The 15,554-nt window shown below is 44.5% G+C and carries 10 protein-coding genes; 4 read left to right on the forward strand and 6 right to left on the reverse strand.

The window, feature by feature from the left end; translation table 11 throughout:
- Positions 1–496: 496 nt before the first annotated feature.
- The 4 genes from fre to trxA all read right to left on the reverse strand — a co-directional run bounded on the left by fre (position 497) and on the right by trxA (position 5,107).
- Positions 497–1,210: an NAD(P)H-flavin reductase gene (gene fre / locus B5D54_RS12415; protein ID WP_078926874.1), complete on the reverse strand. Its 714-nt coding sequence runs from the start codon at positions 1,208–1,210 to the stop codon at positions 497–499.
- 159 nt (positions 1,211–1,369) lie between these two features.
- On the reverse strand, positions 1,370–3,223 hold the full coding sequence (gene ubiD / locus B5D54_RS12420) for a 4-hydroxy-3-polyprenylbenzoate decarboxylase (protein WP_078926876.1): 1,854 nt from the start codon (positions 3,221–3,223) through the stop codon (positions 1,370–1,372).
- A 130-nt stretch (positions 3,224–3,353) separates the two neighbouring features.
- Positions 3,354–4,613: a transcription termination factor Rho gene (gene rho / locus B5D54_RS12425; protein WP_078926878.1), complete on the reverse strand. Its 1,260-nt coding sequence runs from the start codon at positions 4,611–4,613 to the stop codon at positions 3,354–3,356.
- 167 nt (positions 4,614–4,780) lie between these two features.
- Positions 4,781–5,107 (reverse strand): thioredoxin TrxA, encoded by a 327-nt coding sequence (gene trxA / locus B5D54_RS12430; RefSeq protein WP_078926879.1) that lies wholly within the window; start codon positions 5,105–5,107, stop codon positions 4,781–4,783.
- A gap of 112 nt (positions 5,108–5,219) precedes the next feature.
- Between trxA and rhlB the strand changes: the two genes are divergently transcribed.
- Both rhlB and gppA read left to right on the forward strand, forming a co-directional pair.
- Entirely contained in the window at positions 5,220–6,521 is a 1,302-nt protein-coding gene (rhlB, locus tag B5D54_RS12435; RefSeq protein WP_078926881.1) for an ATP-dependent RNA helicase RhlB, read from the forward strand.
- Positions 6,522–6,528: 7 nt separating this feature from the next.
- A complete protein-coding gene (gene gppA, locus B5D54_RS12440) occupies positions 6,529–8,022 on the forward strand; it encodes a guanosine-5'-triphosphate,3'-diphosphate diphosphatase (protein ID WP_078926882.1) in 1,494 nt (497 codons plus the stop codon).
- Positions 8,023–8,052: 30 nt separating this feature from the next.
- Here gppA and B5D54_RS12445 read toward each other — a convergent pair whose 3' ends face one another.
- A complete protein-coding gene (locus tag B5D54_RS12445) occupies positions 8,053–11,490 on the reverse strand; it encodes a hybrid sensor histidine kinase/response regulator (protein ID WP_078926883.1) in 3,438 nt (1,145 codons plus the stop codon).
- A 98-nt stretch (positions 11,491–11,588) separates the two neighbouring features.
- A complete protein-coding gene (locus B5D54_RS12450) occupies positions 11,589–12,779 on the reverse strand; it encodes a 3-phenylpropionate MFS transporter (RefSeq protein WP_078926885.1) in 1,191 nt (396 codons plus the stop codon).
- Positions 12,780–12,996: 217 nt separating this feature from the next.
- Here B5D54_RS12450 and B5D54_RS12455 point away from each other — a divergent pair, with 217 nt between their 5' ends.
- On the forward strand, positions 12,997–14,820 hold the full coding sequence (locus B5D54_RS12455) for a DUF294 nucleotidyltransferase-like domain-containing protein (protein ID WP_078926887.1): 1,824 nt from the start codon (positions 12,997–12,999) through the stop codon (positions 14,818–14,820).
- 6 nt (positions 14,821–14,826) lie between these two features.
- Positions 14,827–15,465 (forward strand): 3'-5' exonuclease, encoded by a 639-nt coding sequence (locus B5D54_RS12460; RefSeq protein WP_078926889.1) that lies wholly within the window; start codon positions 14,827–14,829, stop codon positions 15,463–15,465.
- Positions 15,466–15,554: the final 89 nt, after the last annotated feature.

A 15,554-nucleotide genomic window follows, 5' to 3' on the forward strand; every position in this document is an offset into this window, starting at 1 on the left:
TTTTTTGGTCTTGCGACCGGCTCAATGAATACTGACTTCAACTTACCTTAGTAAATTAAAGCTATTATCGTTCCAACAGAACGATAATGAATTGACTGTGCCAAAATCAAGTAAACTTGATTCTGATTGGTCACTCAGTTCATCGATAAATCTTTTTGATTATCATCAACGAGTGCCCACACAGATTGATTGGTTTAAATTGTTAAAGAGCGGTGCTTCCCAGACTCATGAGAGCTTCGAAGCGGAGGTGCATTCTAGCGAGATAACTGAGCGTGTCAAACACTTTTTCAAATTTTCTTTTTTAGAAGCTTTTCCTCTCCTAACACTACCTGAAGCCTTGCGGCATCTGCCGTGTCAGTGAGGGCGCATTATAGAGATGAAATGAAATGGTGCAAGGTATTTTTGATAAAATTTCAAAAAAGTATAGTTTTGATTAAATAACAACCGGAACAGGATAAAAGTATTACTTTTATCCTGTTCCGGTTGAGGTGGAATCTTAAATAAATGCATAAGCATCAGAAAACATTCGTTCACGAGAGGCTTCTTTATACTGAGTAAATTGCTCTCTTGCTGCCCCCGCCATGTCGAAACGGCCGGCAATATAAATATCAAAGTCAGCTAATGATTTAAAATCTTGATCAATAGCTTGTAAAACATTTCCCACTTTTCCCTGCCAACCGGAGCTTGCCTGTTCAACAACAGGGATAAAGTGGATATTTTTATACTTATCAGCCAGAGCTTCTAGCTCTATTCGTGCATACAGCTGACTCTCATCACGAGCCCCCCAGTAGACATAAATAGGTATCATTTTATTCTTGGCAATGCAGTGATCCAATATAGAACGGACATAACTAAACCCTGTCCCCCCAGCGATCAATAATAGTGGATTTAAGGAATTTTCTTTATAGTCAGCATTACCATGTGGGGCATCAATTAGAATTTGCCTTCCATCTTCTAAGGCCTGTTGCATAGAATGAACCACTTCCTGCGCATAAGCATTATGCTCGGCAGCACCAATATGTAGCTCCAACTCTCCCTCATGTCTGCATGGGCTGCTTGCAATAGAAAATGGACGTTTATCATTTTCTCCCATCATCACCATTAAATACTGCCCCGCATTAAAAGAAATGGGGCGATCTGGCTGAAGCAGAATTTGATAGGTATGACTAGCTAAAGGCTGAATAGACTTTACTTTACATTCAATAATCATGGACTTCCTTCTTCTTTCCATAACACAAGCACTCACGTGCTTTTAAAAAACAAAGGTGGAAACCTCATAAGCTTGCTCTTTCTCTGAGAACATTTGCTTAGTGATGAATACAAGCTTCGTTTTCATTGTTTAGACAGCGCCAAACCAAAGCGCTACCAATTATATAATGCCGAGTTTGCTCCATAGTTGATCAATTTTCTCAACTAATTTAGGGTCTTTCTTGATTGGCGTCCCCCAATCTCGCATGACTTCTCCTCGGAATTTATTGGTCGCATCAAAGCCAAGCGTGGATGAGGCTGCCATCCCTTGAGAAACTTGCAACGTATCTCGAGCGGGATCCATACGCGTACTTATCGCCCAAATCACGTCATTCCAATCACGCACGTTGACATCTTCATCGCAAAGAATTATGAATTTATTGGTAGAAAACTGCGATAGAAACAACCAAGCGGCTTCTAAGATGTGCTTTGATTCTCCCGCCCGTGTTTTATTCATCGATACAATCGCTAATTGTTGGTTAGCGCTTGGCGGTAAATAGATATCTAACACTTGAGGATACTGACTTTTAAAGTTACGGATATCCCCCTCTGTCACTTCGTTAAACATCGTTGTAGTTTTATCTATCTCAACTTGCGTTTCAACAGGCCATTTAACCGTGGCATCCATCCCCATCTTTGAGCCTAGCCCAGCAACTGGGGAAGCAAAATCCAAAGAATCGATGGGTGTATTTTCTATGATCAAGGTATCTCTAATCGGTTCCATCTGTTCACACATCGCTTGAGTAACCGAAGTCCAATTTCGAGCATCAACAGAATCATCACACACGATCACAAATTTTGTGTACATAAATTGACGCAAGAAAGACCACACTCCCATCATGACTCGCTTAGCATGACCCGGATATTGCTTTTTCATCGTCACCACCGCCACACGGTAGGAACATCCTTCTGGAGGAAGATAAAAATCCGTAATTTCAGGAAACTGTTTTTGTAATATAGGCACAAACACTTCATTGAGTGCCACTCCAAGAACAGCAGGTTCATCAGGTGGTCGCCCTGTGTAGGTACTATGGTAGAGAGGTTGCTCACGCATCGTAACATGAGTTACTGTAAATACATGATGACGCTCAACTTCGTTATAATACCCAGTGTGATCGCCATAAGGCCCTTCATCTGCAAATTCCGCAGGGTCGATATAACCTTCTAGCACAATTTCTGCACTCGCTGGAACTTCTAGATCATTACTAATGGATTTCACTACTTCCGTTTTACTGCCCCGCAACAAACCTGCAAATGCGTATTCAGATAACGTATCAGGAACAGGCGTAACAGCCCCAAGAATGGTGGCAGGATCGGCCCCAAAAGCAACCGAAACAGGAAAAGGCTCTCCCGGATGAGTTTCCATCCAGTCACGAAAATCTAATGCGCCCCCACGATGAGCGAGCCAACGCATGATAATTTTATTTTTGCTGATTTTTTGCTGACGGTAGATGCCTAAGTTTTGGCGCTTCTTATTAGGGCCACGAGTAATGGTTAACCCCCAAGTGAAAAGCGGAGCCACATCATCAGGCCAACAGCTCATCACTGGAATCTTATCGAGATCAACCTCATCCCCTTGCCAAACGACTTGTTGACAAGCCGCTTTGCGTAAACGTTTGACCGGCATATTGAGTACTTGTCGAAAAACAGGCAATTTTTCTAATGCTTCTTTAAAACCACGGGGAGGTTCTGGCTCTTTAAGATAGGCTAAAAGTTTACCAACCTCTCGTAAATCCTGAACCTTTCTCCTCCCCATTCCCATCGCTACTCGTTCAGGCGTACCAAACAAGTTGGTTAAAACAGGAATATCGTACCCAATTGGATATTCAAATAATAATGCAGGGCCTCCCGCACGTAAGGTTCGATCACTGATCTCGGTCATTTCATAATGAGGGTCAACCGGGTGAGTAATTCGCTTTAACTGACCATTCTGCTCAAGGTAGCTGAGAAAATCGCGTAAATCCTTAAAATTCATAGGTTTTCTTGTCGTCATCCATACTGAGAATAGTATAACAAAAAGCAAGAACCTTCGCTATTTACCCATTTTTAGCCAAATAAAAAAGCGTCACGATAAATCATGACGCTTTTTTCATCAAAAATGAGGTTTATTGGCGACGCATCGCATCAAAAAACTCATCGTTGGTTTTAGTCATTGCCAATTTATCAATGAGGAATTCCATGGCATCCGTTTCTCCCATCGGGTGAACGATCTTACGCAGAATCCACATTTTTTGCAGTTCATCGGGTTTAGTCAATAACTCTTCACGACGAGTACCAGAGCGGTTAAAGTCAATCGCAGGGAAAACACGTTTTTCAGCAATCTTGCGATTAAGGTGCAGTTCCATGTTGCCGGTACCTTTGAACTCTTCATAGATAACTTCATCCATTTTAGAGCCAGTATCAACCAATGCCGTTGCGATGATGGTTAAACTCCCCCCTTCCTCTACATTACGGGCGGCACCAAAGAAACGTTTAGGACGATGTAAAGCGTTAGCATCGACCCCCCCTGTCAATACTTTACCGGATGAAGGAACGACAGTGTTGTACGCGCGAGCTAAACGAGTAATTGAATCGAGTAAGATGACCACATCTTTTTTGTGCTCGACCAAACGCTTAGCTTTCTCAATGACCATATCCGCCACTTGGACGTGACGTGACGCAGGTTCATCAAAGGTAGAAGCAACCACTTCACCTTTCACCAAACGTTGCATTTCAGTCACTTCTTCTGGGCGTTCATCGATAAGAAGCACCATCAACACGCACTCAGGATGGTTGCTCGCAATACTTTGTGCGATGTTTTGCAGCAACATGGTTTTACCCGCTTTAGGTGGAGCGACAATCAAACCACGTTGTCCTTTACCGATTGGAGCAGCAAGATCAAGAACACGCGCGGTAATGTCTTCAGTTGAACCATTACCACGTTCCATCACCATGCGTTCATTCGCATGCAAAGGCGTTAAGTTTTCGAAAAGAATTTTATTGCGGGCGTTATCAGGCTTGTCGTCGTTAACTGTGTTCACTTTAAGCAGAGCAAAGTAACGTTCACCCTCTTTAGGTGGACGGATTTTCCCAGCAATTGAGTCACCCGTTCGTAAGTTAAATCGACGAATTTGGCTCGGTGACACATAGATGTCGTCAGGGCCAGCTAAATATGAGCTGTCTGCGCTGCGTAAGAAACCAAAACCGTCTTGAAGAATTTCCAAGACCCCGTCGCCAAAAATGTCTTCTCCGCCTTTAGCGTGAGCTTTAAGAATAGCAAAGATGATGTCTTGCTTACGCAGACGCGCGAGGTTTTCAAGGCCTAGGCTCTCACCAAGTTTCACAAGATCAGACACAGGTCTGCTCTTCAATTCTGTTAGATTCATTGTGGTGGATACTTGTTTAGTTAAGATGGATTTGGTCTCAGGATTGACCAAGAAGTGAACACTTGTTTAATTAACGTGCGATAAACTAGCACTAAATAAAAGACTAGTCTAGAAAATGTTTTTTGCAAAATAAAACCGCACGTCGTGTGCGGTTTTATAGATTTGCATTATATATTTGCGTCCAGAAACTCTTTGAGTTGAGTTTTGGATAACGCACCGACTTTTGTCGCCGCCACACTACCATCTTTGAATAAAAGCAGTGTAGGGATGCCACGGATACCAAATTTTGGTGGTGTACCCGCATTGTGGTCGATATTTAGCTTACCGATAGTGAGTTTGCCTTCGTATTCGTCTGCGATTTCATCAAGAATAGGTGCGATCATTTTGCAAGGACCACACCATTCTGCCCAAAAATCGACCAGAATAGGGCCTGCAGCTTTGATCACATCGTTTTCAAAACTTTCATCAGAAAGCTGCAAAATTTTATCACTCATCTTCCACTCCAATGTGTTTTTTCTGAACTGGTTGCATACTAACCAGTAAATAGATGCTCTATTGGAATGTATTTGCTTCCGTATTGCAAGTGTAAGCTGATATTCTATAGCGATGAAAAAGACACATATCACAGAGCAAAAGTTCGCCGACTTCGGGTTACACCCGCAAGTTATTGAAGGATTGGAAAAAAAAGGGTTTGAGTTTTGCACCCCTATCCAAGCCTTGGCGTTGCCGGTCCTGCTCACCGGCCAAGACATTGCAGGCCAGGCCCAGACGGGTACTGGTAAAACCCTTGCGTTTCTTACTGCGACTTTTAACCATTTGCTGACGACGCCTGAAGTTGAAGGACGTAAACCGTCTCAGCCGCGAGCCATTATCATGGCTCCCACACGTGAGTTGGCGATTCAAATTTACAATGATGCTGAATCATTGATCGCAAGCACAGGCATTAAAGCTGGGCTGGCTTACGGTGGTGAGAGTTATGATAAGCAGCTCACAAAACTGCAAGAAGGGGTCGATGTCCTGATTGGTACTACCGGGCGTATTATCGATTTCTATAAGCAAAAAGTGTTTAACCTCAACCACATTCAAGCGGTTGTACTTGATGAAGCCGATCGCATGTTTGATCTGGGCTTTATCAAAGACATCCGTTTCTTGTTCCGCCGTATGCCTGAACCGAAAGATCGTCTCAACATGCTTTTTTCTGCCACGCTCTCTTATCGAGTCCAAGAATTAGCATTTGAACATATGCATAACCCTGAACATGTAGTTGTAGAAGCAACGCAAAAGACGGGACATCGTATCAAAGAAGAGCTTTTCTACCCTTCTAATGAACATAAAATGGCCCTGTTACAGACGCTGATTGAAGAAGAATGGCCTGATAAAGCAATCATTTTTGCCAACACAAAATATCGCTGTGAACAAGTATGGGGAGCTTTAGCCGCAGACGGGCACCGAGTCGGTCTATTGACGGGAGATGTTCCACAGAAAAAACGTGAGCGTATTTTAGAGCAATTTACTCAGGGAATGCTGGATATTCTGGTTGCCACTGACGTTGCCGCTCGCGGATTACACATTCCACTCGTCACACATGTGTTTAACTATGATCTGCCAGACGATAGCGAAGATTATGTGCACCGTATCGGACGCACAGGTCGTGCGGGAGAAAGTGGTTCTTCAATCAGTTTTGCTTGTGAAGAGTATGCCGTAAACCTCCCAGCGATTGAAGAATACATCGAGCACAGCATTCCAATGTCTGAGTACGACGCTAGCGCTTTGTTGACAGACTTGCCTAAGCCATTAACGTTGCGTTCATCATCACAACAACGTCGAACGAATACTACCGGCTCACGCTCAGGAAACAGAAAACCCCAGCGTCGCCCACGTACACCACGCCCAAAAAAGGATTCGTAATACACCGATGAGCCAAAGCACTTCTTCACCGCTGTATGCGGCTATCGATCTCGGATCAAACAGCTTTCATATGTTGGTTGTGCGCCATATTGATGGCAGCGTACAAACCATGGCAAAAATCAAACGTAAAGTACGTTTAGCTGCGGGATTGGACGAACACAATGTACTCAGCCAAGAAGCCATGCAACGCGGCTGGGATTGCCTGAGCCTATTTGCTGAACGGCTACAAGACATTCCTGCACAACATATTCGTATTGTCGGTACGGCAACGTTACGTACCGCAACCAATGCAGAACAGTTCTTAGTCAAGGCGAATGCCATTTTAGGCTATCCAATCGAAGTCATTTCTGGTGAAGAAGAAGCGGCAACCATATACAAAGGCGTTGCTCACACATCCGGTGGTGTGGGTCGTCGTTTGGTGGTTGATATTGGTGGAGCCAGTACAGAACTGATCATCGGTGAAGGATTTGAAACCAAAGCCCTAACCAGTTTAAAAATGGGTTGCGTTACTTGGTTAGAACGTCATTTCAAAGATCGACAGTTAACCGCAACTAACTTTGAGCTGGCGATTCAAGCAGCCAAAAAGATGATGGCACCAATCTTACCAACCTATCGCCAGTTAGGTTGGAATGTGTGTGTTGGAGCTAGCGGAACTGTACAAGCTCTGCAAGAAATCATGCTGGCTCAAGGCATGGATGAAGTCATTACGTTAGCGAAACTCAAGCGTTTGCAAAAACAGGCCATGTTATCCGACCATCTTGAAGAACTGGAGATCGAAGGGCTAACCCTTGAGCGTGCATTGGTTTTTCCCAGTGGTTTATCCATATTGATCGCTATTTTTGAGTCATTAGAAATTGACGCTATGACTCTAGCAGGTGGGGCATTACGTGAAGGACTTGTCTACGAAATGGTAGAGGAGCTGCGCCAAGATGATATTCGGGCAAGAACCATTACCAGTGTGCAACGCCGCTATCAAATTGATCAACATTATGCAGAGCAAGTTGCTTCACTGGCGAGCCGTCTTTACCAACAATGTGGCTCTGACCAATGGATTCCAGAACCTCAAGCCGAGATCTTGCTGCGTTCTGCCGCTCAGTTACACGAAATTGGTCTGGCAATCGATTTCAAAAAAGGTGGAGAGCACAGCGCCTATCTATTGAAGCATTTAGATTTGCCCGGCTATACCCGTGCTCAGAAACTCTATTTAGCAGAATTAACCCGTCGTTATCGGGATGCACTGTCTTCATTGCCAGAACAACATGCGCTGTCTGCTAGCAGTGGGAAACGTGTCTTACGCTTGTTGCGCCTTGCCGTTTTGTTAAGTCATCGACGAAACCCCGCTTTAGAGCCGGAATTTACCTTATGTGCGGATGAAGATAAGCTGACTCTAACACTCGACGAGCAATGGTTAGTCGATAATCCACTCACTCATGCAGAGCTTGAGTTGGAGGCCAACCGACAAACGGATATTGGCTGGCCACTCGCCATTGTAACCAAGTAATGCCCATCCAGCCCTTGCTATGCCAAGGGCTTATTCTCCTACTTGATTAAGCAAAGTCCTTAATTTGAGTGGTTTAACCGGTTTGGCCATAAAACTGAATCCGTTAGACTCTATTCCCTCCAGAATATCCGGATTACGATCAGCACTGATAATCACACCGAGAAACCCCTCTCCTAATCGTAAACGACATTGCTGTAATACTTCTAATCCTGTTCGACCGTTGTCGAGTCGGTAATCTGATAGAATGACATCTGGAATCCATTGATCATCGAGTGCTTTTAAACTGGATAACAGATCAGTAGACGTTTTTACCTCACAGCCCCAGCGCTCAAGCAGATCACGCATCCCAATCAAAATATCGGCCTCATTATCCACACATAAAACCCGTAAATAACTCAGCTCAGAGACTGGGCTGCCCCCCAGCGAAGAAGGGGTTATCTGCTCCGCTACACTCGCCCGCGCTAAGGTGATGGAAAAAACACTTCCTTTCCCCGGCCAAGAGCGCATGGAAATTTCATGACCCAATGCTTGGGCGATCCCTTTTGATATCGCCAATCCCAACCCTAACCCTTGATCGGAGCGAACTTGTCCGCCACGATTGAATTCTTCAAAAATTTCTTGCTGTTTATCTTCTTCAATCCCGATACCGTTGTCCCAAACATCAATACGAACTCTTCCTTGCCAGCGCCTCACGCCGAGCACCACTCTGCCTTTTGGCGTATAGCGAAACGCATTGGTTAAAAAATTCTGTACGACTCGACGCAACAATTTTGGATCGGAACGGACATACAGTGATGAAGGCACCATATGAAATTGGATATTTTGCTGCTTCGCTAACGCACTAAATTCTGCATCCAAATTCGTTAATACATCTTTAATCGCTAGACTTTGCGGGTGAATATCTAATTTGCCCGACTCCAAACGAGAAATATCCAATAAATCACCAATCAAATCCTCAGCGGCACTTAATGCACTTTCAATATGATGAGCAAGCCGCTTAGACTCTTCTTCCTTCGCCACCTCAGACAAAGACGAGGCAAAGAGACGCGCAGCATTCAAGGGCTGCATGAGATCATGACTGACTGCGGCTAAAAAACGAGATTTCGATTGAGACTCTCGTTCGGAGCGTTGCGTTGCTAGTACCAGTTGTTTATTGAGTTTTTCTAGCTCACGCGTTCGTTCCAAAACTCGCTCTTCCAAGTGCTCGTTCGCCTCCTGCAAACTACGTTCTGCATTACGAAACACCGTAATATCACTAAAACTCATGACAAACCCGCCCCCCGGCATCGGGTTTCCTTGAACTTCAATCACACGGCCATCTGATCGCATTCTTGATGACGTGTGCCGTGATCCTTGCTCTAAATAATAGACCCGTTTACGCACATGTTCTTCAGGATCACCAGGGCCACAAAGCCCCTGCTGCGCATTATGACGAATAATATCGGCTATCGGTCGCCCCACTTGGATAAGCCCAGCAGGAAAATCAAACAGCTCTAAATAACGCTGATTCCATGCCACTAGCCTAAGCTGCTTATCAACGACCGCTATACCTTGTCCGATATGTTCAATTGCACCTTGCAACAACCCTCGACTAAAGTCATACAGTTCCGAGGCTTCATCGACAATGGTCGCCACCTCTTCAAGCTGCATTTTCCGCCCTTGCAGGGCAGAAGTGAGGACTAACTTTGCTGATGAAGCGCCAAAAACCCCAGCAAGAACCCGTTCGGTATGTCGAATCAACCCCGCTGGTGCTTGTTGATTTGGCATCAAAGCCTCTTGCTGCTGATGCCAATATTGTCCAAAAGCACTTTTCACCCTTGGACGCCCCACAAAACGGGAGGCCAACATTTCTAATTCTGCGACCGTGACACGGCTCTGATACAAGCTCATGTTTTCATTTTCAGGCAAAGGCGTACCGATAAAAGAAGCCGACTGCAAACGCTCACTCAAACTAGAACGAGTAAAAAGAGAAACCACCACGTAGCAAAGCGCATTTAAACTGACACTGAGTAACATTCCCCAATCAACCCGGCTCATACCTAAATCGATAAGTGTCTGAGGCGGCGTGATTAACCAGAGTAAAATATTACTGTCGGCATCCCCAGCTAACATCTGAGTTGCACTCATCAAGGTGACCAACCACAAGGTAAATCCTACTGCAAGGCCAACATAAACCCCTTTACGGTTTCCTTCTCGCCAATACATCCCTCCCAATAGAGCTGGAGCAAATTGAGTGATGGCAGAAAAAGAGAGAAAACCAATGGCAGAAAGGGAGGGAATCGTATCTAACGCGAGATAAAACCCCCACGCTCCCATCAACAATAAAAAAATTAAGGTACGACGAATAATGACCAACAAGCCCGAAAAATGGCGATGATTTCGGTGAGTTAGCCGCATACGACGCAGTAACAACGGCATCACTAAATCATTTGATACCATTATAGCTAGGGCAATAGTCGAAACGATCACCATGCCAGAAGCCGCCGATGTCCCCCCTAAAAAGGCCAGTAGCGCGATAGACTCCGCCCCAACCTGCATGGGTATACTTAACACTAAGGTATCTGCTGGGGTATTCGGCAGTAACGTTTGGCCCACCCAAGTAATAGGCAAAATAAAAAGCCCCATTAATAGAAGATACACAGGAAATAACCAGCGAGCAGTATGCAGATCTTGCGCTCGTTCATTTTCTACAATCATGGTATGAAACTGTCGAGGTAAACAGATAATCGCCAACATCGTGAGCACGGTATGAACAAATAATGTTGGCCAGTTTGGGGGGTGATAGGTTTGTTGAGCGCGAGTTAGGAGATCTATGTCTTGATTTCCAAAAGCCAGAAATACAATAAACAGCCCGACCACTAAAAATGCGACCAGTTTTACAATCGACTCAAAGGCGATGGCCATCATCATGCCACGGTGATGCTCTGTATTGTCAATGTGACGCGTACCAAACAGCATGGTAAATAGCGCCAAAGCCAACACCACAAACCAAGAAACGTGGTTGTCTTGATAACCCAATTCGGAATACAAATCAGGAGCAACAATATTGAGTCCCATGGTGATCCCACGCAGTTGCAGCGCGATATAAGGTAAAATACCCACCACGGCAATCAGAGTGATCGTGACAGCAAGCCCTTGCGATTTACCATAACGAGCACCAATAAAATCGGCAATAGAAGTAATATGCTCTCGTTTAGCAATTAAGATTAAACGCGCTAAAATTCGCCAGCCAAACAAAAAAACCAACATGGGTGCGAAATAAATCGGTAGAAAAGACCAAGGGTTCTCACTGGCTTGCCCGACGGTGCCGTAAAAAGTCCAAGAAGTGCAATAGACCGCAATTGACAAACTGTAAATCCAAGGCCGCCACCTAGCCAGCCATCGAGTTTGCTTATCACCGTACCACGCAATTAAAAACAGTACCCCCAAATAGACCAGCGATACTGGAATCACTAACCATCCTTGCATTCTTGATCCTTCGTTGATAACAACCGCAATAAAAAAGCCTCTCGATAATGAGAGGCTTTATTTAACAAAGGTTCAACATATAACTCAATCAAGCAGGATCAATTCTGTGCTTCAGGCTCCGCTTTATGAGTAGAAATAGGCTTGGCATTTGCTTGCGGTAATTCAACTTTAATAAATAAAGCGAAAACTCCCATCAACGCCATCGCCCAGAAAACAGCAGATCCCCAATGTTCATACCCCCAGCCACTCAGAGTCGTCATGGCCGCAATCACCGCACCAAGAGGAATCGCATTGTATAATGCCTGCAATGCCACCATTTTATTTTGCGGTGCATGCTGAATGTATTGAATCGCTGCAATATGTGCCATAGCAAATGTGACGCCATGCAGTAATTGAATCGCCACTAATGCCACAATCACCGTCGTCGAAGCCGTCAGCCCCCATCGAACCATCACCCCGAGGGAAGCGACCACAAATAAAGTACGTAAGCTCCAACCCGAAAACATCCGTTTACTAAGCGCAAACACGAGAACCTCAGCAACAACCCCTAAGCTCCATAGATAACCGATGATCGCCTCAGAATGCCCCGCTTCTTTCCAATGAATAGCACTAAAGCTGTAATAAGCGGCATGACTTCCCTGAATCAAAGCCACTAATAATAAAAATCTAATGACAGGTAACTCACGTAAAAGCTGAGTCAACTTTGGCCTGACGGTATGTTCTTCACAGTCGGTCACGGGCAAAGGATTAGGATTACGCAAACTAATAAGCAGTGCTACCAATACTCCAAATAAGGCGGTATACAAAATCATACTGGTACCATAGAGCGCAACCAGATACCCCACCACCGTTGATCCCGCAATAAAGGCCACCGACCCCCATAAACGAGTACGCCCATAATCCAGCAAATTGTGTTTTGCGTAATAGTTAGCCATCGCATCCGACAAGGGCACAACTGGGCCGCAGCAAAGGTTAAACAACACGGTTGCCAATGCCATTAACCAAAAACTACCTCCAGTAAAAAAGTGGAAAGCAATAAACAATAATGCAGCAAGGCTTAACCAACGTAAGGCCGGTAGCAGATGCTCCACTTTATGAACTCGAGGGGTAATCACTAAGTTGGCGACACAACGCGTGGCAAAACCAATACCAACCAATACGCCGATATCGGTTGCAGATACCCCTTGATCAGAAAACCATAGTGCCCAAAATGGTAGATACACCCCATAAGCAAAAAAGAAACCGACAAAGTATTGGGATATCCACCCAAATGGAGAGGGGTTAAACATACAACATCCTAGAAAATCAATAACGACTGAATGATCAGCGACACTTACGAAAGTCGCTATTATGCAATGAGAAGCCTTTAACTAAAAAGGGATCTTTCACCTAAACTTATATTTCCCCTATCAACTTCCGATCCAACGCTTAATTAGACCAAAGTCGTCTGGTGAACAGAGGAAAATTAGCCACACTTAGTTCAGTCTCCTCGTTGAGGTTAAAACGATGCCTGAAAAATTCAACATGAACTCACCTCCGTTTGATCGGCTCACGGAACCTCAGCAATATAAACTACGTACCGCCTTAGACGTAGCCTATTACCGTGAGCGGGATATTTTGATCCACACAGGTCAAGCATGTGAACAGCTCTGGATTTTAATTAAAGGCACGGTAGAAGAACGCTCTGCTGATGGCAAAAAGATTTACGCCCATTACGCCAATGACGATATGTTTGATGTTCGTGCTCTTTTTGAGCAACAAGCAAAACATCATTATGTCGCTTTAGAAGATACCTTAAGCTATCTGCTACCCAAAAAAGTCTTTTTAGCCTTGTATCAAGAAAATGGTCAATTTGCGGCTTACTTCGATAATAGCCTCGCTAAACGACAAGCCCTCATTGAAGCTGCGCAACAACAAAAGAATATCGCTGAATTCATCCTCACTAAGATAGAGCCTTCGCTCTATCTTCCCCCAACATTACTCAAACCAGAAGACTCTTTACAAGCTGTCACACAATTAATGAGGGAGCAGAGTATTGATGCCGCTTTTGTGGAATTAGCCCACGATGATCCACGCTTAACCCAACAGAATATTCCTCCTTATGCCATTGTCACGAGAACCAATCTCCTCCATGCGGTCATGTTGGATAACCATCCGCTAGACACCGCGGTCGGAAAAATAGCGACCTTCCCCGTACTGCATATTGAACAAGGTGACTTTCTCTTTAATGCCATGGTGATGATGACTCGCCATAAAGTAAAACGCCTGATGGTCTGTCACGGTCATCGTGCAGTAGGTTTGTTATCTATGCTACAGATCTTAAGTACCTTTTCGACCCACTCTCATGTCTTAACACTTGCCATTGCCAGAGCCTCAACTATAGACGAGTTAGCACTCGCCGCCAGCAAACAACGACAGTTAGTAGACAACTTGCTCAGCCGAGGGGTCCGCACTCGTTTTGTGATGGAATTGATTGCAGCAGTCAATGAACAGATTATTGAAAAGGCTTTTGAACTAGTGGTTCCCCTCACACTGCATGATCATTGCTGCTTTGTGGTACTAGGCTCGGAAGGAAGAGGAGAACAAGTGCTCAAAACCGATCAAGATAATGCCTTAATCATTAAAGATGGCTTGGAATGGCACCACTGTGCATCGATTATGGAAACCTTAACCCATACCTTATTGCAACTTGGCTACCCACTTTGCCCTGGAAAAGTAATGGTGAATAACCCCGAGTGGGTAAAATCGCAATCAGCGTGGAAACAGAGCTTAACGCATTGGATAAAAAGCGCTCAGCCCGAGCAGATCATGAAGATCGCTATTATGGCCGACGCACATGCCATTGCTGGAAATAAACAACTATTATCGCCAATAAAACAGCACCTTAGCCAACTTATGGCCCATCAAGAGCTGATTTTAGCGGAATTCACTCGCCCCGCACTCAACTTTTCTGTGCCATTGACATTATTTGGTCATGTTAAAAGCAGCAAATCAGGGCTAGATATTAAGCAAGGGGGAATTTTTCCAATCGTCCATGGTATTCGAGCACTGAGTTTAGAGTACGGAATTTCCCCCAACAATACATTCCAACGCATTGAAGCCTTGGTTAAACAGCGAGTATTAGAAAAAGAGACGGGAGATAATCTCAGTGAAGCACTCAAACTCTTTTTCAAGCTCCGACTTGCTCAGCAATTACATAATCAACATACGCATAATCAGCTTGACTTAAAACAGTTAGAACGAGCAGAACGAGACCTACTGCGGCACAGTTTACACGTGGTGAAGAAATTCAAGCAATGGTTAGGTTACCATTACCAAATTAGGGATTAACTAAGGATGAACTGGCTGACTCGATATTATTGGTTTCAAAAATTGAAAGGCTCACCCTATCAGCCCCTTTTCACGGCTTGCCAACAGCAAGAGCTCATCTCTCTGGATTGTGAAACCACCAGCTTAGATCCGAAACATGCAGAACTTGTCACCATTGCCGCCACCAAAATTATTGGAAATCGCATTTTAACCAGCCAATCTTTTGAAGTTCGACTACAGGCGCCACAGTCTTTAGATTCTCAGTCGGTCCGCATCCATCGCTTACGCCATCAAGATCTCGCTTATGGCATCACAGAACGCGAAGCGTTAATCCAACTAATTGAATTTATTGGCAATCGCCCATTAGTGGGTTATCACATCCGCTATGATAAAACCATTTTGGATCTGGCATCTCGTAAACACTTAGGCTTTCCGTTACCTAACCGACTCATTGAAGTCAGCCAACTTTATCATGATAAATTAGAGCAACAATTACCCAACGCCTATTTTGATCTTAGCTTAGCCGCCATCTGCCACCATCTCGATCTTCCTTTACATAACAAACACGATGCCCTGCAAGATGCCATTGCTGCCGCATTGGTGTTTGTTCGTTTAACCAAAGGGGATATCCCCTGTTTAAGCTCCCCCTATCAACACCCCCACTAATGCGACACAAAACAAAACTTCTTTCGCTTCATCCTAAAGTCTAATTGTAGAAATTGTGCCCCTGACTAACAGTTATAGGCATATACCCA

The organism is Vibrio cincinnatiensis DSM 19608 (genome assembly GCF_900167345.1).
GTDB lineage: Bacteria > Pseudomonadota > Gammaproteobacteria > Enterobacterales > Vibrionaceae > Vibrio > Vibrio cincinnatiensis.